Annotated in this window: 18 protein-coding genes; 10 read left to right on the top strand and 8 right to left on the bottom strand. The window is 58.5% G+C overall.

Translation table 11 applies throughout. From position 1 onward, the window contains the following. Positions 1–261 precede the first annotated feature (261 nt). Positions 262–1605, bottom strand: coding sequence for an ATP-binding protein (locus CJ255_RS15100; RefSeq protein ID WP_097644928.1), 1344 nt, complete (start codon positions 1603–1605; stop codon positions 262–264). A 398-nt stretch (positions 1606–2003) separates the two neighbouring features. Between CJ255_RS15100 and CJ255_RS15095 the strand changes: the two genes are divergently transcribed. The 5 genes from CJ255_RS15095 to CJ255_RS15080 all read left to right on the top strand — a co-directional run bounded on the left by CJ255_RS15095 (position 2004) and on the right by CJ255_RS15080 (position 5298). Further along, on the top strand, positions 2004–3005 hold the full coding sequence (locus CJ255_RS15095; RefSeq protein ID WP_097644927.1) for a nuclease A inhibitor family protein: 1002 nt from the start codon (positions 2004–2006) through the stop codon (positions 3003–3005). Between the two features lie 9 nt (positions 3006–3014). Then, the gene (locus CJ255_RS15090; protein WP_097644926.1) at positions 3015–3914 is read left to right on the top strand and encodes a DNA/RNA non-specific endonuclease; all 900 of its coding nucleotides are present in this window, start codon (positions 3015–3017) and stop codon (positions 3912–3914) included. 140 nt (positions 3915–4054) lie between these two features. Further along, the gene (locus CJ255_RS15085; protein ID WP_097644925.1) at positions 4055–4324 is read left to right on the top strand and encodes a hypothetical protein; all 270 of its coding nucleotides are present in this window, start codon (positions 4055–4057) and stop codon (positions 4322–4324) included. Next, positions 4321–4746: a toxin-antitoxin system TumE family protein gene (locus CJ255_RS22860; RefSeq protein WP_124681962.1), complete on the top strand. Its 426-nt coding sequence runs from the start codon at positions 4321–4323 to the stop codon at positions 4744–4746. Before CJ255_RS15085 ends, CJ255_RS22860 begins: the two co-directional genes overlap by 4 nt. Positions 4747–4755: 9 nt before the next feature. Continuing rightward, positions 4756–5298, top strand: coding sequence for an NUDIX hydrolase (locus CJ255_RS15080; protein ID WP_097644924.1), 543 nt, complete (start codon positions 4756–4758; stop codon positions 5296–5298). Here the strand turns inward: CJ255_RS15080 and CJ255_RS15075 are convergent. Continuing rightward, positions 5295–7019: a collagenase gene (locus CJ255_RS15075; protein ID WP_097644923.1), complete on the bottom strand. Its 1725-nt coding sequence runs from the start codon at positions 7017–7019 to the stop codon at positions 5295–5297. The two genes, CJ255_RS15080 and CJ255_RS15075, sit on opposite strands and share 4 nt — an antisense overlap. Before the next feature lie 370 nt (positions 7020–7389). Here CJ255_RS15075 and CJ255_RS15070 point away from each other — a divergent pair, with 370 nt between their 5' ends. Both CJ255_RS15070 and CJ255_RS15065 read left to right on the top strand, forming a co-directional pair. After that, positions 7390–8667: a hypothetical protein gene (locus CJ255_RS15070; protein WP_097644922.1), complete on the top strand. Its 1278-nt coding sequence runs from the start codon at positions 7390–7392 to the stop codon at positions 8665–8667. Positions 8668–8957: 290 nt separating this feature from the next. Continuing rightward, on the top strand, positions 8958–10244 hold the full coding sequence (locus CJ255_RS15065) for a citrate synthase (protein ID WP_097644921.1): 1287 nt from the start codon (positions 8958–8960) through the stop codon (positions 10242–10244). Positions 10245–10399: 155 nt separating this feature from the next. Here the strand turns inward: CJ255_RS15065 and CJ255_RS15060 are convergent, their stop codons facing one another. From CJ255_RS15060 to CJ255_RS15050, 3 genes are read right to left on the bottom strand one after another with little or no spacing between them, the layout of a single operon-like run. Continuing rightward, complete coding sequence (locus CJ255_RS15060) at positions 10400–10924, bottom strand: Uma2 family endonuclease (RefSeq protein ID WP_217352451.1); 525 nt, start codon at positions 10922–10924, stop codon at positions 10400–10402. Between the two features lie 20 nt (positions 10925–10944). After that, the gene (glnA, locus tag CJ255_RS15055) at positions 10945–12282 is read right to left on the bottom strand and encodes a type I glutamate--ammonia ligase (RefSeq protein ID WP_097644920.1); all 1338 of its coding nucleotides are present in this window, start codon (positions 12280–12282) and stop codon (positions 10945–10947) included. A gap of 15 nt (positions 12283–12297) precedes the next feature. Continuing rightward, on the bottom strand, positions 12298–15447 hold the full coding sequence (locus tag CJ255_RS15050) for an FHA domain-containing serine/threonine-protein kinase (RefSeq protein ID WP_097644919.1): 3150 nt from the start codon (positions 15445–15447) through the stop codon (positions 12298–12300). Between the two features lie 142 nt (positions 15448–15589). On the opposite strand from CJ255_RS15050, the gene CJ255_RS15045 reads away from it, so the two are divergent. The 3 genes from CJ255_RS15045 (at position 15590) to CJ255_RS15035 (ending at position 17473) form a co-directional block, all read left to right on the top strand. Beyond that, positions 15590–15934, top strand: a complete 345-nt coding sequence (locus CJ255_RS15045) for a type II toxin-antitoxin system RelE/ParE family toxin (protein ID WP_097644918.1) — start codon at positions 15590–15592, stop codon at positions 15932–15934. Positions 15935–15940: 6 nt separating this feature from the next. Further along, positions 15941–16285 carry a helix-turn-helix domain-containing protein gene (locus tag CJ255_RS15040; RefSeq protein ID WP_097644917.1) on the top strand — a complete coding sequence of 115 codons (345 nt, stop codon included), beginning with the start codon at positions 15941–15943 and terminating at the stop codon, positions 16283–16285. 147 nt (positions 16286–16432) lie between these two features. Then, positions 16433–17473 (top strand): L-threonylcarbamoyladenylate synthase, encoded by a 1041-nt coding sequence (locus tag CJ255_RS15035; RefSeq protein WP_245863468.1) that lies wholly within the window; start codon positions 16433–16435, stop codon positions 17471–17473. 87 nt (positions 17474–17560) lie between these two features. Here the strand turns inward: CJ255_RS15035 and CJ255_RS15030 are convergent, their stop codons facing one another. The 3 genes from CJ255_RS15030 to CJ255_RS15020 all read right to left on the bottom strand — a co-directional run bounded on the left by CJ255_RS15030 (position 17561) and on the right by CJ255_RS15020 (position 21459). After that, a complete protein-coding gene (locus CJ255_RS15030) occupies positions 17561–18403 on the bottom strand; it encodes a DUF92 domain-containing protein (RefSeq protein WP_097644915.1) in 843 nt (280 codons plus the stop codon). 326 nt (positions 18404–18729) lie between these two features. After that, positions 18730–20754 carry a hypothetical protein gene (locus CJ255_RS15025; protein WP_097644914.1) on the bottom strand — a complete coding sequence of 675 codons (2025 nt, stop codon included), beginning with the start codon at positions 20752–20754 and terminating at the stop codon, positions 18730–18732. A gap of 408 nt (positions 20755–21162) precedes the next feature. Further along, complete coding sequence (locus CJ255_RS15020) at positions 21163–21459, bottom strand: DUF4351 domain-containing protein (RefSeq protein ID WP_165774734.1); 297 nt, start codon at positions 21457–21459, stop codon at positions 21163–21165. Positions 21460–21900: the final 441 nt, after the last annotated feature.

Raw genomic sequence — 21900 nt, 5'->3', positions numbered from 1 at the left:
AGCCGACTAATGGTCTTCCAGTAAATAATCCGCTAACCAGACCTCGCAGATCTGGCATATCTATCAGGTCTAGTCCGTGCCGCGACACCGGATTAATTTCTGGAAGACCATAAGTCGGCACTCCCTCTTACAATCTTACAGTAATAGAACGATACGTTTGCGAGGCTTAGGGACAATACCTTCGCAGCTTTGCGACTTTGCGCGAGCTTATTTGATAAGGTATTGAGCTTAGGGGTGCTTTCAGAAACGTGAAAGGTTGCTTTACCATCGTTCAGTTGCCGTTTGGTCAAGCAGGGCCACCAACGTCGTGAGATCTTCCATCTGGCCGAATACATGTTGAGGCTGTTCAGCATCTTGCAGCAAGCGATCACGGAGCGCATAGAGTGCCGCAGAATCAACCTGCTGACCATCGGGGCTAACCAAGTAGCGTTGGACTAAATCGCGTAGCACTTCATCCGCCGTTGTACCATTATGTTGCTGACTCTCTATAGTATGCCAGAAAAGTTCGGCTACGTGAATATGGCGTGCCACAATCACATCATCAAGCATCTGGCGATAGTAGTCACAGGCGAGACGCTGAAGGGCAGCATAGTGTGCGGGATGTTTAAGCCGCAACAACTGTGCAAGCAGTGAACGCAGCAGTGGGACAACCCGCCATGCGTTATTCGTCTGATCCCACACGACCAGATCAAGCTCTTGGAGTTGGCGCACCATCATCAGTTGCGCCGCTTGACTGCGTGACTGGCCTGGCAGATCGCAGCTATTAAACAGTCGTTGCAACAGCGGGATGGCAAATTCACGCACAACCGCTAACGCTTCGAGCGCAAAACGTAACTCGCGGGTCAGTTCGGGGCCAATGCGCGCATAGATCGCATCAACACTACGTTGCAACAAGGCAACCTGAAGTGACTGATCCCATCCTTCTGGCTCGGCCACCTCAAGCAAAACATGCTGTGCAACTGCATTAGCCAAGGGCAGACCCATCGTCAAGCGGTAGATCGCCGTTGCAGCATTGGAGCCCCCCCCCAATTGTAACGCTGTTTCAGCCAGATTCAATGGTTGAAGTATCCGACTTTCAGCGCGACGACGCGTATCAAGTTCACGCCAACGCAACGGCGTATGGCTGGTAACCACCGCCACAAGGCGATTAGCCCGTACCAAGGGCAGCAGCAGACCGCGTTCAATCCAGCCGAAGCTCAGAGCGGCATGGCGCGCTTCAGCCTCGATCAGCAGCAGAATAGGCTGACGACGGCGCAACAAGGCGGCAGCACAGGCAGCTAGAGCGCCATCAGCGGCGGCATTATCGGGTGGCAACTCACCATCATGCGGGTGCAATTGCCGAATAATCGCCTGACGTGCATCCAAAGGCGTTGTCTTTGCTCCAACAGGTAATGCTGGTAGTTGCAGCGATAGACCAAACACATCCGCATATCCCTCAGTGCGCTCGGCCAACTCCGCGAGTAACGCACTCTTCCCGATTCCATACACCCCACAGAAATTGACGAGACACAACTGGGGTGTGGCACCATAGCATAGCCCATTGATATGCTGAAGGACGTGCTCTATCTCGGCTGTACGGCCAACGAAAGGCGCGCGTGCTTCCATTTTTTGCGTTCCTATGCACTTCGTTTGTGGTAAGGAATGATTTCAGGTCTGAGTATAGTGTAGGCGCTTTCAGCGCACGTTGACGACCTGACCCTATTTTCTCTTTCCTATTTCCTGTATCCTTCCCTAACGCACATATTCAAAGTATGTCTGACCATTGTGGAACCAACTACCAACCTTCGCAAGGATGTTACCATGGATATTTGAGGGATGTTGCCTATTTTCTCATTTCTGGCTCCTTCCCTTACAATAGGGTTCCACCCACTAGTAGGATTGCCCCCTACAGGGAAGGATACAGAAAACAGGAAATAGGAAATAGGGCTGCGACTTCAGAATGCCTTGGATACCTCAAGACGGTAAAATACCCTGAACCATCCCTAAGCATGGAGTAACGAAACATGAACGAACAGCCTTCACTGCTACGTGATCTGTTTACGATTCACCCAAGTGCCTATATCTTTCCCCAAACTTTTTTGGCTGGGATGATTACGATTGGGCCGGAGTGTAGCGTTTGGCCGATGAGTGTCTTGCGCGCCGATACGGTGCCGATTACCTTGGGAATTGGGTGTAATGTCCAGGATGGGTGTATCATCCATGGCGATCCGGGTTTTCCGGTACGCATTGGTGATTGGGTTACGTTAGGCCATGGTGCAATTATCCATGGCGCGGTGATCGAAGATGAGGTACTGGTTGGGATTGGTGCGGTGCTGCTCAATGGTGCCCGCATTGGCCGGGGTTCGATCATTGGGGCGCGAGCGCTGGTGACGGAGGGGATGCAGGTGCCGCCAGGTTCGCTGGTGCTGGGCATCCCTGGGCGCATACGGCCCCTTGGTGCGGATCAGGCCGCAACGATTCGCCGTACCGCTGAACGCTATGTGGCTCGCAAGGATCGCTATCGCTTGCGCACTGCTGCCGAAGGAGGAACGAAATTTACTATGCCGCTTCCTAGCAATGATCCGAATGTTGAGCACGAGGATGCCCCCGCTACTCTGCCCCCGCCACCTGAGCCGCCTGAGGCGCTTCAGGCGATTATGCAGGCCGCCGAGGGGCTCTTGATGCCCAGTGAGACCGATGCACCCTTTGAGCCTTTTCGCTGGCAGGCGGATGCGCCGCTGACGAGTGGGGCTCTGCTGCGCCAGCTCGAGCTTGACCCCGCTACGCCCGTCGAGACGGGCGATGCCCTTGGGCTGCTCAATCAATTGGCCGCTGAACGCTCGTGGTTTGGCGACGAAGAGCGCGCCCTGGCGCAACGCTTTGCCCAACTGCGTACGACGATGAGCGAGCATCTGCGCGAGCTTACGCTCTATCGCGTCGGAACGATCAAACTGACCCTCATTCTTGTTGGCCGTGACCGCAATGACCAAGTGCTGGGCCTGCGTACCATGGTCGTTGAAACATAGGAGTGATGCATGCCCGCTCGTCGTACTCGTGTGAGTAAACCGAAGAAGAAACCATCCCGCTTTCGCGTCATTGTGGCCCTCGTCGTCCTGCTTGCGCTCTTGGTGGTCTTTTTTGATGCAGAGCCGCAGGCGCAAGCACCGCCTCCGGTGCCCCCAAGTGATCCCACGGTGAGCCGCCACCTGGCGCTGGGCAATCCCAGTGATGCTGTCGCTAGTGTGCGCGAGCCAACCAACTACCTGATTGTGCGCGACCAGTACGCCCTCTCCTACCACCGCGACCAAGGCATTCCCAATTGGGTCGCGTGGCACCTCCAGTTGAGCGATCTCGGCGATGTGCAACGCTACAGTGGGCGCTTCATCACCGACACCTCATTGCCCGAAGGCTGGTACCGGGTGACCCACGCCGACTACACCAATTCGGGCTACGACCGTGGTCATATGACCCCTTCGGGTGATCGCACGGCGACCGAAGAGGATAATATCGCCACCTTCATCTTGACCAACATTGTGCCCCAGGCCCCCGCCAACAACCAGGGTATCTGGGCGCAACTTGAGGATCACGCCCGCCGTTTGGTGCGTGACGGCAACGAGGTCTACATCGTCTCTGGGGGGCACGGCAGCCTCGGCACTCTCGCCGACGGGCGGCTCAACATCCCCGAAAGCCTCTGGAAAGTCCTCCTGGTGCTACCGGCAGCAGCGGGCGACGATGCGGCTCGCGTCACGCCCGACACCGAGGTAATTGCCATCTGGACGCCCAACGACGACTCGGTGGCAGGAACCGCATGGGAAGATTACCTTACCAGCGTGCGCTGCATCGAAGAACGCACCGGCCTCGACTTCTTCTCCGCCGTCAACCCGGTCATCCAAGACTTGATTGAAGGGCCGGGTTGTGCAGCGTTGTTGAATTGAGTAGGCTTACCGTTTTGCTTTGTTTTGGCGGATTCCCCACCAAAACAAAGCAAAGGCATGCTAGTACACTCGGTGTACACACAATACCCGCTTTGAGAATGGTACAATAGGGAGAATTGCAGAGAGAAGGGAGCTTATAGATGCGACTACAAGATTTACTTGCTGACATCCATGCTCTTGAAGAGACTACCTTGACCTTTGAGCGTAAGTATGGTGTGCGCTCCGAGACCTTCTATGCGGCTTACATCAGTGGCGAAGAGCCCGAAGATGATAGCTGGGTACTGGACTTTAGCGAATGGGCTAGCGTCTATCAAACGTGGCTTTCTCGCCAAGCAGAGTATCGTAATGAAGTCCAACGGGTTCAACAAGATAAGCCAGGACTTATGGCTCTAATACGAGTTGCAGCATGAGTAATCCCTTGCGTACACCAGAAGATTATGAGTTGTTCATCTACACGATTACAGAGCAGTTCTCATCAATTTGTCGTTCAACCTTGATTTTTGTCCGCCATGGCGCTACGTTGGCACGAGTTGCAGGAGAACTTTATTTTGCTGCTGATATTCGTCTCATTGTACGTGAGCGATTAACTTTTGATCGCCTACCTATGGTTATAGATGCATATGGATACGAGGTTTGGCAAGCTGAGGAGAAGTTATATTGGTATGATCCGCAGCCACACCCAAATGATCCAAGCTTACAAGTATCTTATCCGCACCATAAGCATATACCACCCAACATCAAACATCACCGTGTGCCAGCGCCTGATCTAAGTTTTAGGCAGCCAAATCTTCCGGGTTTGATTCGTGAAATTGAAACCTTGTTTACTCAATAAAGGAACCTCATGGAAACATGGATCGATCAAACCGAGGTCTTCCAAGGGCCAATCTTCCGCGTCTTGACGGGCAATGCACGTCTTGATGATGGTCAGGTGGCGCGGCGTGATGTGGTGGCCCATCGCGGTGGCGTGGGTGTGGTGCCGGTGTTGGGCGATCAGATTTTGCTGGTGCGCCAGTTTCGTTTGGCTGCGGGCAAGCATATGGTTGAATTGCCTGCGGGCCTGCGTGAACCTGGTGAGACGGCTGAGGCGTGCGCCGCCCGAGAGTTGGCTGAGGAGTTGGGCTATGCCGCTGGCCAATTGGTACACTTGGTGACCTACCATACCTCGCCTGGGTTTACCGATGAGGCCACGGCGATCTTTTTGGCCCTCGATCTGAGCCCAGTGGCCGCAAATCCCGATTGGGATGAACGCTTGACTCCGGTTGAACAGCCGTTGAACCAGTTGGCCGAGGCGTTGGCCACGGGCGTCTACGAAGATGGCAAGACACTCGTGGGCCTCTATGCTGCCTTGGCTTGGCTGGGAGCAGCAGGCTACCATCACTCCTAGAAGCTACACCACACGCGGATCGCTTGGTGCCACTCGGCTTCGGCTTGGACGATGCTGATGCCTGCGCTGGCTTCCCAATGGGCAAGGCGGTAGCTGTTGCTGCGGTAGGCTGCATAGATGCGGCGGAGTGCGACAGGTTGCTGGCGCTGCATGTAGAAGGTGAAGGCCCATGCCGCGTCGTAGTCGAAGTGGCCAAAGGCATCGTAGCCTGTACGTTGGGCCAGGAGGGTAGTGAGGGGTGGGGCGTGAGCGCGGGCGCAGAGGCGGGCCAGTTGGGCCGGGCGCGGCGCAAAGCCATCCGGCCCTAGTCCGGCAAACAGTTCAGCCAAGCCCTCATCGGCCCAACCCTTCGGCTCGCGGTGGTAGCCCGGAGTGTGCCAATCGCCCGGAAAGAGCCGCGTTGCCGCGTAGTGGTGCGCCAACTCGTGGCGTAAGCTCTCCTCTAGGCTATTGGCACTCTGCGCCGCTGTGCGCTGGTAGGTGTAGATGGTGGCGCTCTCTTGATCATAGACACCATCCACATCAACCCTGAAGGATGTAAAGGCACGCATGTAGTCGCGGTAGATGCCCTGGCGCGCAAAGATCATGATGGTTAGCGGCCTGCCATGAGCATCAGGCAGCCTCTGGGCCAAGGCGGGGCCAACCAGTGCATGCCAGGCCGCATGGGTGCGGGCCACCTCGGCACTCAAGGAGGGCAATTGGGCCGCAGGCAAGCCACTGCGGATGATGCTCCATTCGGTTGCACAGCGGGCTACATTGATGACCGCATTGATCAGCGGGAGGCGCTGTGCGGCAATTGGCATAGGACAAGCGCCAGGCTGCACGTGGGTAGCAGGCAGCGCCAGGGCTTCATACTCCACCCGTAGAGCTTCAAGATAGAATGCGTGCTGGTGGCCCGCCAGCCGATCACGGGCACGGGCGATGGCCGCACGGGCACTAAGACTGGTCGGGCTACTCTCTTGGAAACTGAACTGGCTAAGGGCACGCGGATCGGGCGGATCGGGCGCAAGGCTCAACGCTGGCTCGGCATGCCATGCGGCAACCAGGGCTGCCTCTAGTTCATGGTGCGCCTCGCGCTGTTGGGCTGGGCGCAGGTGGGCTATTGCAGTGGCCGCAGCACTGCGTACCCCCGCATCGTCACTCGTCAAACCATTCAGGATAAAAGCGCGGTCGCTGGGATCAAGTGGGCCGGGGCGGGCCAGCAGCAGGCGGGCGCGGGCGGCGGCGGCGCGGTAGCGCAAAGCAGGTGCCAATTCAGCAGTATCGGCCACCTGCGCGAGTACCGGGGCCGCACCAAGACTAGGGTAGAAGAAGGTGTCGAGCAACCAAACTGCATCCTGAAGCAAAAAATTATCGTTGCTGGTGGCAAGCAGGTCAACGGCCAGACTCTGGAGCGCGGCCCCATTGGTGTAGTGCAACAACTCATAGGTATGGCTCCGTGGCGCACTTGCGGCCAAACGCCCCAGCGTCCGCAGTGCATTCCGCTGGGCCCGCGCATCCGGCCCCGTCTGCGCCAACGCCAACAACTCGGTTACCAGCGCCTGATCCGCACGGGGGCGCAACGCCCGCGCCAACTCCTCAGTACAGCCATAATCGGCGGTGGGCAACGCCGCCAACAATGCTGCCGCATCAGCATAGTAGATCTGCGGACACGCAGGTGTCGCCACAATCGGCTGTGGCCGTGGTGCCAGCGCCACCGGCAAAGCCGAACTGGTGAGCATGGTGCAGAGGAACAGAGGAACAAAGGAACAGAGGAACAAAGGAACAGAGGAGCAAAGGAACAGAGGAACAAAGGAACAGAGGAACAAACTGTTCTTCTGTTCTCTTGTTCTCCTGTTCTCCTGTTCTCCTGTTCTCCTGTTCTCCTGTTCTTCCGTTCTCTTGTTCTCCTGTTCTTCCATTCCCCTGTTCTCCTGTTCTTCCGTTCCCCTGTTCTTCTCTTCATCCCGGTTACCTTCCCGTCACCTCCCTGTCACAAGCGCGTAATCTACGCTGCTTGTTCGTGGCTTGGCCATAGGCGTATGCTAATCATCCAATGATCAGATGGATGTCAGCTTAGGCAGAGGAGGAATGATGGATACGCAAAGACACATGCGGTTCGTGTTCGCTGTCGGTTTTGCGCTTACGCTGGGGTTAACGCTGGCGCTCTTTAGTTACCAGAGCTTTGCGTCAGCCGGTCAGATCACCGTACACACCCCCCATGGTAGCGCATTGTGTGAGCGGGTTGGGGCGCAGGCCCCGGCGATCTTCCAGGGCCATACCCTGATGGCCAATTTCGACTTCTTTCGCGTCCGTGCGCCTCAGCTTGGCGGGCCAGAGGCCATTGAGGTGGACCTCACCTTCCCCGATGGGCGCATCTTTACCATTCCGGCTAGTCAGCGGCTCGATGGAGTGATTGATCTGCCCGCCAACTTCCCCCCCGGCAGCCGCTTCGTGAGCAATGGGGCCGGACAACTGACCCTAACGATCCCAGTACCGGGCACATGGCCCTACGGCTGCTACACCATCTCGGCCCGGGGCATGAGTGATCGCGCCCATCGTGCCCAAAGCTCCTTCATGGTTATTCCGGGCGGCCAACCAGGGCCACGCGGCACCGCAACCTTGCGAACAACCCTGAATGCCCAAGAGACCAGCGTGATTGTGCAGGGCCAAGTACTCGAAGTGGACGGACGGGGCTTCATTGGCGGCGAAGATGTCTCGCTCTGGCTCACCGCCCCTGATGGCACCGTGGTCAACTTCCCCTTCGGACAGCGAGTTGTGCAAGCCACTCCTGGCGGTGCTTTTGCCACCTCATTTGAATTTAGCGGCAAAAACCCAATTGGTCAATACACCGTTACTGCCTTGGGCCAGCACAGCCAATTCCGCGTCTTCGCCAGCTTTGAGGTGCGTTCGCGCCCAGTGGAGCAGCGCGGCCCAGCGCAACTGGACGTGATTGTACCCATGAACGAAGCCGGGCCACAACGCACCGTCTTCTACATCAATGGCAACCTCTTCTTCCCCGGTGAGCGGGTTGATCTCTGGCTCACCCTACCCGACGGCGCGGTACGCGGCTTCCCCTCTACCTTTGCCGACGAGATCGCGGGCCAGTTCATGGTTGAAGTCGCACTTGACGAGCGTCTACCCACCGGCTTCTACCAACTGACCGCCCAGGGTGCCAACAGTCGCCAACTGATCATCGCCAACTTTACGCTGCAACAGACCAGCGGCACTGTCACTAGCCCAGACTTTGTTATGCCACTGATCGGAATTGACAATGATCCCACGACCCCACCCGATCAACGATTCGTAGACCCCAATCCTGACGATTGGCGCGAGTATGGCCAGCCTGCGCCAGCGGATCACTGGCCCTGGCCCGAAACCCGGCCCTAAGCAAGGCTACGCCTACGGCAGGGGTTTGGGGGAGGCTTCGCCTCTCCCAAAAAACTCTTTTCGTTCCGTGTTGGCGGCTTCGCCGCCAACACGGAACGAAAAACAGGGTTTGGGGCTACGCCCCAACCACAACACAAGGGTGCTGCCTAAGGCAGCACCCTTGTGATTCACGTCACATATTGCACCTAATCTCTTGCGCGGTTATACTGTAGGCACAAACTGCTTTGTGCAGATTACCATGTGCTACTCAGACCTGCGTCTGAGCCGATGTATTGTAAGGAGCAAGCTCCATGGCCAATGAGACCTTGACGATCACCGACAATCGTACTGGGCAGACCTATGAGGTGCCGATTACCCACGGTACCGTTCGCGCAACCGACCTGCGTAAGATTAAAGCTTCAGATGACGATTTCGGAATTATGTCGTACGATCCGGCCTACATGAATACGGCTGGTTGTCGTAGTACGATTACCTACATTGATGGCGATAAGGGCATTCTGGAGTATCGCGGCTATCCGATTGAGCAATTGGCGGAACATAGCACCTACCTTGAAGTGGCCTACCTGCTGCTCTATGGCGAGTTGCCCTCTCAGGAGCGGCTGGCTTGGTGGGAGAACCGCATTAAGCGTCACCTCTTTTTGCATAATAGCCTGATCTCGGTGATCCAGGCGTTCCGCTACGATGCCCACCCCATGGGCATTCTGGTCAGTGCGGTGGCCGCCATGTCTACGCTCTACCCTGAGGCGAAGCAGATTCACGATCCGGCGGTGCGCGAGAAGCAGATTTGGCGCATCATTGGCCAGATTCCCACGATTGCTGCCTTTGCCTATCGCCAGCGCATCGGACGGCCCTTTAACCAACCCGATAATTCGTTGAGCTATACGGCCAACATGCTCTACATGATGGACTATATGAACCAGCGTGATTATCAGGTCAACCCGGTTTTGGCCAAGGCGCTGGATGTGCTCTTCATTCTGCATGCCGACCACGAGCAGAATTGTTCGACCGCGACGATGCGTGGTGTTGGTTCAAGCCACACCGACCCCTACTGCGCCCTTTCGGCGGCGGCAGCGGCGCTCTACGGCCCACTTCACGGCGGGGCCAACGAAGCGGTACTCCGCATGCTTCAGCAGATCGGCAAGAAGGAGCATGTCCCCGGCTTTATCGAGAAGGTCAAGAAGGGCGAAGGCCGCCTCATGGGCTTTGGTCATCGCGTCTACAAGAACTACGACCCGCGTGCCAAGATCATCCGCAAGGTGGCCTACGATGTCTTTGAAGCGACCGAGACCAACCCGCTGCTTGAGATTGCGGTCGAGTTGGAGCAGATTGCGCTCAAGGATGAGTACTTCATTGCACGTAAGCTCTACCCCAACGTAGACTTCTACAGCGGCTTGATCTACCAGGCGCTACGCTTCCCCATCGAGTACTTCCCCTTCCTCTTCGCCATCCCGCGCGCTTCGGGCTGGCTGGCCCAGTGGCAGGAGATGCTCAACGACGATGAGCAGAAGATCATGCGCCCGCGCCAGATCTACCTTGGCCCCGAACGGCGCGACTATGTGCCGATGGATCAGCGCTAGGCCAATTGTAGATTGCAGATTGTAGATTGCAGATTGCCGAACATGGCGTCCCAATGGGCTTTCGCGTTCTTTCAGCGGAGATGATGTAGAGCCGCCCCGTCGGGGCGGCTCTAGCGCACCAGCGGCTTCCGAAAGCCACACCGCGCCCCCCAACCTCATACGCTCAACACGCACCCACAAGCCAAGGTAAGGGTCAGTGGGGCTTTGAAGGCACGACGCCCTTGGGCCAGTGTGTCGTGGTAGACCAGATGCTCGCGTGGGTCAACAATCACCACATCTTGCACGCCATAGGCGAGGTAGAAGGGCGCTCCGTCCGGCCCAAGGTCTTTCTCTTCATAGCCCAGGCTTAAGACCTCTACCACCGCCGCTGGGATCAGTTCAAGTGCCTCATCGCTATCGGGTGGTTCAAGGCAAAAGATGGCCAAATCAGGGCGCTTGATCGAGCGGTCGGGATCGGGGAAGCGAATGAGCGTATCGGCCAAGGTGAAGCAGCCACAGTCACCGCCATGGCTTGGAGCGAGGCGCAGCGAACGCTCAATGCGTTGCACCATCTTCTGGTGACGGCTCGCGGGCGAGGCTTCCCACTTCATGCGCCCCCGCACATACTCCAAGCGCACGGGAGCCTTGGCCCCGTCAGTTTGTGTGATCAATTCGGCAATGGTGAGCGTGGAAGTCGTCAAGGTCTGGCTACCTCAAAGCTTCAAAACACCCCCAAGTAGCGCGACAGTTCCCATTCGGAAACAAACGAGCGGTAGTTATCCCACTCGAGTTGCCGCGCCTCGACAAAGCGTTCGTAGACAATCGGCCCTAAGGCTTGCTGGATGAGCGTGTTTTGACGCATGGCATCGAGCGCGTCGCCCAATGATGCGGGTAGCGTTTGCAGCCCGCGTGCGCGCGGATCGACATGGAAGAGATCCTCTTCGGCTGCTTCGCGCAACGGCAACTTACGCTTGATCCCGTCGAGCCCGGCGGCCAGCATGACGGCATAGGCCAAATAGGGGTTGCACGAGGGATCGGGGCAGCGCAGTTCGATGCGGGTACTCTGATGACGCCCCGTGGTGATGCTGGGGACGCGCACGAGCGCCGAGCGGTTGGTGCGCCCCCACGAGATATGCACCGGCGCCTCGAAGCCGGGCACCAGCCGCTTGTAGGAGTTGACCAGCGGCGCAAGAATGGCACACATGCCCCGCGCATGTTCGAGCAAGCCCGCAATGAAGTGGCGCGCCGTTGCCGAAAGGCCATAGGCATCGTTGGGATCGGCAAAGACATTCTGACCCGTCACCAGATCGAAGAGGCTCTGGTGCAGATGCATCCCGCTACCATTGACCCCCGCCACCGGCTTGGGCATGAAGGTCGCATAGAGGCCGTTGAACTGGGCAATCGCCTTGAGTGTCAGGCGTGCCGTTACGGTCTGATCGGCGGCTTGGAGCGCCTCAGCGTGGCGCAGGTCAATCTCGTGCTGACCAGCGGCGACCTCATGGTGGGCTGCTTCGACCACGATGCCAAAGCGTTGCAGCGCCCGCACCATCTGGCGACGAATAAGGGTCGCTTGGTCGGTTGAGACATCAAAGTAGCCCGCATAATCTTGGGGTAGGTGCGAAGCCCGTCCGTCACCATCGAGCTTGAAGAGGAAGAATTCCAACTCGGGGGCGACGTGGAAACTAAAGCCGAGATCGGCAGCTTGACGGCTGACGCTGGCCAAGATGTGGCGCGGATCGCCCCCAAAGGGACGCCCATCGGGCGTGTAGATATTGCAGATCATGCGGGCCGTAGCCAGATCATCGTGCTGCTCCCAAGGCACCAGCGCATAGGTCGCAAGATCAGGCACAAGGTACATATCGCTCTCGACGCTGCGGGCAAAGCCCTCAATCGCAGAGCCATCAAACCAGACGCCGTGATCGAGCGCATCTTCAAGCTCATCAACGGGGATCGTGACCGTCTTGGCCATGCCGAGGACATCGCTGAACTGAAGGTTCACAAAGGCGACGCGATCCTCTTCGGCGCGCTGGAGCAGAGTCTGGCGTGCATCGTCAGTCATGGGAATCCTATCTGCTTACTCCACGCGGGGTCTGAGCCAGAAGATGCCTTCGGGCGCATTGGTGAGCGGCCCGCTGACATGGATGCTCAGGCGACCCGCTTGCCCCGCATAGGCGCTGAGGTCGGCGAAGATGGGCAAGAGGTTGCCATCGGGGGCTTTGCTTGTCTCAAGGATTACCTGATCCTCAAAGCTGATCGTAACACTTATCGGTTCACTGCTCACCCCTTGGCCAAAGCCGAGATCACCAATGAAGTTTTGGCCGGGGGCGAGGGCAGGCAGGCTAAATTCCACCTGGATGAAGGGCCGCTCTTCGGGCGGGGCGTTGCGCGGGGTGGAATTGGGCGGCACCATTTGCAGCAGGCTGCGGTAGGCTTGGCCATCTTCGAGTGTAGCATTGCTAATCTCGGCCCAGCCGCCCCGCCCCGCGAAGAAGAAGGGTTGTCCGAAGCCCAAACGCCCAGCATTGGTACTCCAACTTGCCCGTGCCGCCAGTTCGATCAGATTGATTGAGGCCGGAGCAACCGGCTCCTCCGCAGGCGGCGGTGGTTCTTCCGCAGGTGGCGGTGGCTCCTCCGCTGGTGGTGGTGGCTCCGTGGGCGGCGGCGGTGGCACCTCCGTGGGTGGCGGTGGTTCCTCTACGGGCGGCGGCGGTGGTTCCTCTACGGGCGGCGGCGGTGGTTCCTCTACGGGCGGCGGCGGCGGTTCCTCCACAGGTGGCGGCGGTTCCTCTACGGGCGGCGGGGGCGGGGGCTCCTCTACAGGCGGCGGTGCCTCGGTAGGCACGGGCGTAGGTGGAGCCACATAGGCATAGGTGATAACCGAACTCTCTTGTTCACCTGCACGGGCACTCAGACGAAACTCAGTATTCTGTTCAGGGCGAAACTCACGTTCACCAACGGGGGGCACATCGCCAAAGCGATCAATCTGCACCCACTCGGCCCCTTGCACACTCCAGATCACCCGCACCAACTCGCCGGGTGCGGTCAATTCCGGTTCAACCCGAAACTCCAAGACCTGCGGCGCACCGGGCAGCGGGGTTGGGAAGGGCGTAGCCGTCGCGGTGGGCATGGTCGCAATAATCGGCGTGGGGACAGTGGCCTCACGCTGCTCTGAACCACCCAAGAGAATGTTGATGAAGCCAAGCAATGCCAGCAGCACCACCGCACCAACGATGGCCAGGGGCGTCCATGCGGGCAGGCGGGCCAGATGCACCAACTCGCCCTCAGCGAGGCGGCTCTGGCCCGTATTGCTCTCGGCGCGAATGGCAAAGCGTCGGGTTTGCGGATTGCCAAAGATTCGTCCTGCCGCCTCAACATTCAGGCCAATCCGCACCGACTGCCCGGCAGTAAGCGGTACTTCATCTTGGGCCAGCGTAAAGCCAAGGGAACCATCATCTTCAAAGTTGAGGAAGGTGGTAATGGGCGCATTACCGGCGTTGTGCAGGAGTACCTGATAGTCGGCTGGGCCATTGCTCTTGTTACTAGGAGGCAAGAGGCGCACATCAAGATCGGCGTAGGCAGCAACCGTCCACTGCATGCGCGCCGACCCAGTCTCAGCAGGAGCACCAAGGCTCTGGGCGCGCAGGGTTACCGGATAGTCGCCCGCAGTTGCGCTGGCATTGCGGGGCACATTGACAAGCAGTGAGCTATTGGCCTGGCCGCCTGCTTCGAGGCGTAGCACCGGGATGTCGGCCTTGCGGATCCATGTATCAGGAATACCCTCAACACTCAGGGTCGCCTCAAGCGTGGTGGTGCCACTATTGATCATGCGCACCGGCACAACGGTTGGGCTACCGGGGGTAAGCGTGACGCGATCCTGGTCACACTGCAATTCAATGCGGGCAATAGCGGGCGGCGGCGTGGCCGGAGCGCTACTGGGGGTAAGCAGACTGGCCAAGAAGGGATCGTCGCGCAGCGCCGAGGGTTCGGGGGGGCTAGGCTGTGCGGGCGGGCCAACCGGCAGATCAGCAGCAGGAATCCCAACGATCCGCAGGGTAAAGGGGCCAACACGCAGAGGCACCCGCCCATCCCAAGGAATCGCGATGCCAGGCGGAATCCGCGCCCCGCCAAGGAAACTGCCATTCGTTGAACCCAAATCGGTTACCGTAAGCTGTTGGTCACTCCATGTGAGGCGCAACTGTTCACGCGAAAGCTGGGCATCATCAAGGAAGAGATCGCAATCAGGGCTACGCCCCAGCGTCAAGGTACCTGCGGCCATATCGGCGCTACGCAACTGCGCCCCCTGCTGATCAAGGATCGCAATCTGGGGAGCCGTTGGGGCAGCGGCACCGGCAGCGGCAAGCGTCTGGGTCTTCGTGGGCGTCGCCTTCGCGGGCTGCGGGGGTGCAGGGGCCAACTCGCCCGCAATCTGGCGCAGCGTCTCAGCTAGATTTTGGGCATCAGTAATGCGTTCAGCGGGTGCCTTCGCCAGACAGCGCAACACCAAGGCATCAAGCGCATCGGGCAACTGGGGCTGCACCTCACGCGGCGGCACAGGCGATGCCTCCAAGTGCTTCGTAATCGCCGACTCAAGGCTATCAACACTGAAAGGCGGCACGCCAATCAATTGCTCATAGAGGATCACCCCAAGGCTATAGATATCGCTACGGCCATCGAGCGCCATCCCGCGACACTGCTCAGGCGAAAGGTAGGCAGGCGCTTCAAGCGCCAATTCGGGTAGCAGGCCCGCAATGCCCAAGCCGGCCAACTTGAGTTGAGCTGGCGCTTGGGGCCGTTGCTGATCAAGTTGCAACAATTCGGGGCGCAACGCCCCGTGGACAATGCCCTGAGCGTGGGCATAAGCCAGCGCATCAGCCGCTTGGGCCAGTAGCTCAAGGCGGGCAGCCAGAGGCGTCGTAGCGGAATCAAGCGAACGCAGCGTCCCCCCCGAAGCCAGATCGGTCACCACAAAGAGCCGCCCATCCTGCTCTGCAACATCATAGATCTCGGCGAGATGCGCGTGGCGCAAAGCCGCAACACTGCGTAGGGCAGCAAAGAGACGCGGTTGAAGCCCAGGGCGTTGGAGCAAACCAGCATCAAAGAGCTGCACCATCGCTGTACGATCAAGGCGAACGTGGCGGGCGCGATAGAGGGCACCAAGGGCCCCTTCATCAAGCAGAGCCTCAAGCTGGTAATCACCGAGGCGCTGACCAATCAACTCAGTCATAGTGATTGCGCGTCCGGGGCGAGGCCCCGTTCAAAAGAGGGCCAGAATCCAAAAAGGTCTAGCACCTCTATTGTACACGGAAATAGGCACTTTGTCGGTGAATGCTTGACGCATATTCCCTGAAAGGAATATAATCTACCCAATGAAGTGGACAATACTGCTTGACCCTGATTTTGAGACGTGGCTAAGCGAGCAAGAGCAGGGTGTACAAGTTGCAATTGCAGCCCATGCAAACCTACTCAGTCAACGTGGCCCTAGCTTGGGGCGTCCATATGTTGATACGCTTCAAGGTAGCCAGTTCACCAATCTGAAGGAATTGCGCGTCCAGTATCGTGGTGCGCCATGGCGAGTCTTATTCGCTTTTGATCCGAAGCGACAGGCAATTCTGCTGGTTGGTGGATGTAAACAAGGACAATCACGCTGGTATCGTGAAATGATACCGATTGCAGAGCAGCGGTATCAGCGTCATCTCGATACTATGGAGTAACAAGATATGGCACGTACAATGGAACAATTCATTGCTAATCTTTCCGATGAAATGCAAGCATCTATTGCCAAGGAAACTCAACGGTTAGTTGCAGAAGAGATGACGCTCCGTGAACTACAGCGCATCCGTGCCATGTCACAGCGCAAAGTGGGTGAAGTTCTCCATGTCAATCAAGCCATGGTCTCGCAGATTGAGCAAAGCACCGATATCTACCTCAATACCCTGAGGTCGTATATTGAAGCCTTGGGGGGGGAATTGAACATTGTTGTACAATTTCCAGATCGTGCTCCAATGAACATTCATCAGTTTAGCGATTTGGAAAAGGTACACAGCCTTGATGATGAGGGGTGAGCGCAACAAAAGGCTATAGCATACCAATTACCATTGAACAGGCCGCATGCCTAATGACATTCAAGCGCATTGGGACGCCATGTCCGGATTTCAGCTATCGGCTATCGGCTATCGGATTTGGTATAATGCCCCCATATGCAAACCCAAATGCTCCCAGCAGATCCAGCGGGCCTTGCGGCGGCGGCAGCGTTGTTGCGCCAGGGCCAGTTGGTCGCCTTTCCTACCGAGACGGTCTATGGCCTTGGGGCCGATGCGCTCTGCCCCGAGGCGGTGGCCGCTATCTTTGCGGCGAAGGGGCGGCCCGCTGAAGATCCGTTGATTGTCCATGTGGCCGAGCTTGCCGCCTTGCCCCGTGTGGTTGCGATGGTACCGCCTCTGGCCCAACAGATCGGCGCAGCCCTCTGGCCGGGGCCGCTCACCCTGATTCTGCCGCGTGGCCCCCAGGTGCCGCTGGCGGTCACGGCGGGGCGCGAGACGGTTGCGGTGCGGGTACCCGATCACCCCCTGGCGCGGGCGCTGATTACGGCTACCGGCAGACCCCTTGCGGCACCAAGTGCCAACCGATTCGGCCATACGAGCCCAACCACGGCTGCCCATGTCTTGGCCGACCTTGACGGGCGGATTGCGGCGGTCATTGACGGCGGCGCAACGCAGTTGGGCCTCGAATCGAGTGTCCTCGACCTCACCACCAGCCCTCCGACGCTGCTGCGTCCGGGCGGGGTGAGCCTCGAACAGCTCCGTGCATTGCTGGGCGAGGTCGCCCTTGCGCCACGCCAGAGCAGCGCAGCGGGCATGGCGTCGCCGGGCCTATTGGAGCGCCACTATGCACCAGAGAGCAGCCTTTGGCTGGTAGTCGGGCCAGCCGATCCCGCCTTGGCGTGGCTGCGTAGCCGCACCGAGCAGGAGCTTGCAGCGGGGCGGCGCGTAGGCTTGCTACTCTGTGACGAGGACGCCCAAGCGCTCGCGCACCTTGCTGCCGACTGCGAGCGCCTCGGTTCTAGCAGCGACCTCGCCCAGATTGCGCGGCAACTCTATGCCGCCTTGCGGGCCCTTGACGCACGCCAACCCGACCTCATCCTCGCCCGCGATCTTGGCTGCAACGGCCTGGCCCGCGCCATCAGCGACCGGCTCACCCGCGCTGCCGCTGGGCGTGTGGTGCATCTTAAGGATACAGAAACGAGAAGATAGAAAATAGGCTTGCGGCATGTAGAGTGCCGGCTTTAGCCGGCTGAAGCCGGCACTCCACCGCATATCCACCGACTTTTCAGACAGCCCCTAAGCCCCAAGCAGCCAATAGATCAGCACCGTGATCGCGCCACCCGCCAGGGAACTGAGCAGGTTGACCATATCGTTATTCATCCAGCGCCAGCCGCGCACAAAGGCGTTGGGGGTGCCGTCGCGCCCAACGGTACGTTCGGTCTCTTTACCGCTAGGGTAGCGATAGATGGCCTGCACTGTTGCACCAAGCAGGCTGTCAACCATGGCACCGCCAAGCCCACCAAGGAGCGCACCGGGCAGCAGCCACCAAGGCAGGCTGAGAGGTTCACCGCTGAGCCATTGGCCCAGGCTCAGGCCGATGAACATCACAAGGCCGATCATGAGCCCGCCTGCGGCAGCGGCGCTTGTGCCCATGAGCGAGATGCCCCCGGATGTACCGGGTTCCACTGGTTGCCCATTGGTAATCAGGCGGGGGCGGTGGGGACTCAACACGCCCAACTCAGTCGCCCAGGTGTCAGCGGTAACCGTGGCCATCACGCCAACAAAGACGCCCAGCAGCCATTCTGGCGCACCCAACAGCGCATAGAGCAGCGCAATCAGCGCCCCAATCCCGCCATTAGCCATCGCCTGCACGAGATCGCGCCGTCCGCCCTTTGAGAACTTCTCAGCCGCCCGTTGCTCCTTCAACCGCTCTTTGTAGTGCGACAAGACGCTACTACTGACAAAAAAGGCAATCAAGGTAAAGCCCCAGGCCCAACCCCCAAAGCCCAGCGTCGCCGTACCAGTAATGACTGCTCCAAACCACCCCCCGGCAGTCAACGACTGACGCCAGTAAGCGAGGCCGCCAACAGCGGTACTGAGCAAGAGTCCAATGGTAATCTGGTTCAAATCAAAGACCATATGCAGAAGTCTCCGTGTTATCCCATTTCAGATTGCAGATTGTAGATTGCAGATTGCCGAACATGGTGTCCCAATGCGCTTTAGTGTTCTTGATAATGCGGACACTTCAAGCCTAATTGGTAGTATGGGGAAGTGATGAGCGGGGAGCAACGAGCAGGGAGCGGTTCCCGATCCTCCCCTCTAGCCGTGCAATTATAGCTCATGCATGGACTTCTGCAACTACAGATTGAGTGCGCCCGATTCATTATCTCCAACCACTCTGTGTCCTCTGTGCCTCTGTGGTGAAACACTCTGTGCCTCTTCAGAAATGCTCTACCTAAAGCTCTTCACAAGGCACTGGGCGGCAGATGGTACCAGAGTACCCGGTTGCCCCAGGCGATCAGCACTTCCCAAAAGAGATAGGCGAGCAGGCTGAGGGCAACGAGACGTGCGGCGCGTCCGCGCTGCCAGAGCCATGTGTAGCCAATGCCCGCCGCGAGGGCGACGCCGGGGGCGACAAAGACCATGTGTTTGTTCCAGAGGCCAAACCAGTGTTCGGCAATCGAGGTGGCGATCAGCAAGCTGGCATAGGCGAGCAACAGGTGGGTGATGCTCCGCTCGCGCCAGTTGGCCAACAGCACCAGCAGGCTGGCCGTGGCCATAATCACCGGCCAGAGCCGAAAGTGGGCCAGCATATGTTGGCGAAAGCTATTGATCGGCGTACCAAAAAAAGCGTCAGCATCGCGCCCCACGCTCCCTTCACTCACAATCAGCCCCAGGTAGCTCGGAATCGTGCGCTGGATCAGGGTCATGGTGTAGCTCCCATAGACCATGATCCAGCCGAGCAGCAGACCAAGGGTTAAACTAATGAGCAGATTGCGTCCCGCCCAACGCCCCTGGATGCCACCCAGACCTATGAGACTCAGCGCCATCACGCCAACCAGAAAGGGCACAAAGGCAATATGGGTCACGTAGGCACCGATGGCCAACGCGAGCGCAAGGCTCGCAAGGCCCACGCCGAGCCATGGGAAGGGGGCGAGCGCTGGGGCACTTGCCGCAACGAGCCATTGGAGCGTCACGAGGGCAATCAGAGTGAGCCAAATGCCAATGGTGGTGGGGAAGCTCCCATCGTGAAAGAAGAGGAACCCGACTGGCAGCGCAGCATAGATCAGCCCCGCCCAGGCTGCCGCCGTCAGGCCGTGGGGCTGCTGCCGCAACAGCGCCAAAAAGAGCAGCGGGAAACTCGCCTCCAACAGGGCCGTAACCACCTTCACCGCCACAACCAATTGGTGCATCGAGTCCCATAGGGTCGTGAGCGGCAGCAGCAGATAGTAGGTCAACAGGCTATAGGGCACCGGATCGCGTGTCCCCCACTCATACTGCTGCTCAAGCCGTTCGCGCACCAACGCCTCTTGGCCCGCCGCGATCTGCAACAGTTGATTGGCGCGCAAGCCATGGTCAATCAAAATAAACTGGGGGTGCAGCAGACCAATCAGCCGCAGACTAAAGATCAGCAGCACCGCAAGGCGCAGCAGCGCAGCGGCAGGAAAGCTGGCTTGGGGGTTGCTACGCGGCCACGGCAAAAACCGCAGCACCAGCGCCAAGGGCAAGGTAAAACTCAAGACCTGGAGTAGCACCGGCAGGCCATGGGCAACCTGCATGCGTAGCCCCAATGCACCACTCGGCCAGCCGCTCAACAGCAGGCCCACGCAGCCAGCAAAGAGGAGCAGCGGCAGGGCCACGAGCCGCGTAGGCAGGCCAACCAAGCGTAGACACCAGAGCATGGCCAGTAGCACCAAAGCTAATTGGCCCACCCGCGCCCATGGCGGCGCTTGGAGGCTCGTCGTACCCGCTGATTGGTTCACCTCCAGCCAACTCAGCGCAATCCCCAACTGACGTTCATCAGACGGCATAACAAGCGGACGATCCACCTGAAAGATCAGGTGCAGATCGCCACTCTGCCGATCAGTTGTACCAGGCGGCAGGTAGAGCCTCAGTTCTTGACCTTCATGGCGCAGGGGCACCTGCACCAATTCGCGTTCTAAGGTCTTAATAGTGAGGTAACGTACGGGCGTTGCATGCTCACCTGCAAAAAAGCGCAAGCGCAACCCTGCGGCTTGCGGCCCCAACCCCGGAATAGTCACCCGCGTCCAATCACTCGTCCAACGCTGAAAGCCGGAGCTTGCCGCTTCGGGTGGATGGGCAGCCGCAAAACCCAGAGGCGAAGGGTTCGCAGCCAACGACTCATGGCCTGCAACCGGCACCTGATAGGCCAGGGCGCTGACAAGGATGGCAACAACAACCAAGAGCGGGGCAAGGCCACCGCTCCAGAGCAGGTCACGCAGGATCGCGTAGAATTTTGTCGGGCTCACGAATAGTGTAGGTGTGCCTATGGGAAGGTTTCAGAAACGTGTAAGGTTGCTTGAGCATCTTGCGAGGATGCGTGAGGCGAAGCAGCGAGAGCTTCGCGTCCTCGCAAACGGCAACGTTACTCCGAACCATTCACCTGAGAACATATGTACAATCAGACTGTCTTGTCCGGCTAGATTATACATCAGGTTGGAGGGGTATCAAGAACGCACAGGAACGCAGCAAAACGGAACTGCCTGCGCCCCGCTCACACAACTATAGAGTTTTTGCAGAGATGCAGAGAATTGCACCACAGAGACACAGAGAACACAGAGAAATGTGTGGCAAAGCAACCACCTGTTGGCGCGCGTTCCACTACAAATACCTCTGTGCCCTCAATGCCGCTGTGGTGCAATCCTCAGTACCCCTCTCTACCCGTGCTGCAGCAACCACTGCTCAAGGTCATCGCGGCTGGTGAAATCGAGCAGGGCTGCGGCTAGATCAAGCACCTGGGCCGCGGTAAGCGCCTCTATGTCCGCTGTTAGCACCGCACCCAGCGGGCCATAGCGGTGGGTGAGGAGACGAAGCACCAACTGCAATTGCCCCTCTTCCTTCCCTTCGAGCCGCCCCTCTTCCCGCCACTTGCTGATCAGGGGGGATTCGGGAATACCGTAGCGGTCATTACGTATGACGCTCCAGATCGGTGCGTTCGTGCTGGCCTTCATCATGTGCGCCAGTCCTTCCCACATACCATACCACACTGTAGGTCGGGTGATCACGATTACTTAAGGGAAGCGGATGTTGTTGATTGCCCCGTTGCGTTGCCATCCTGAGAGGCCGTAGGTAGTGCCGACTTTAGTCGGCTTCCCATCGCTGCCAAAGACCTCAGCCGACTAAAGTCGGCACTACGATGCCCGCCCATGGACTATTCAGCATGACAGGCTGCTGGGATACGTAACAATTTCTGCTTCCCTAATATACCGTTCAAGTGGGCCAAAAGTTACGGTTTCAGGTGCATAATACCAATTACCATTGAACATACCGCATGCCCAATGACAATCTAGCTCATTGAGATGCCATGCTCGGCTTTCAGCTATCGGCTATCGGCTATCGGCTATCGGCTATCGGCTATCGGCTATCGGCTATCGGCTATCGGCTATCGGCTATCG

The organism is Candidatus Viridilinea mediisalina, from assembly GCF_002532535.1.
Classification (GTDB): Bacteria; Chloroflexota; Chloroflexia; order Chloroflexales; family Chloroflexaceae; genus Viridilinea; species Viridilinea mediisalina.
This window is presented reverse-complemented; position numbering and strand designations above follow the sequence as displayed.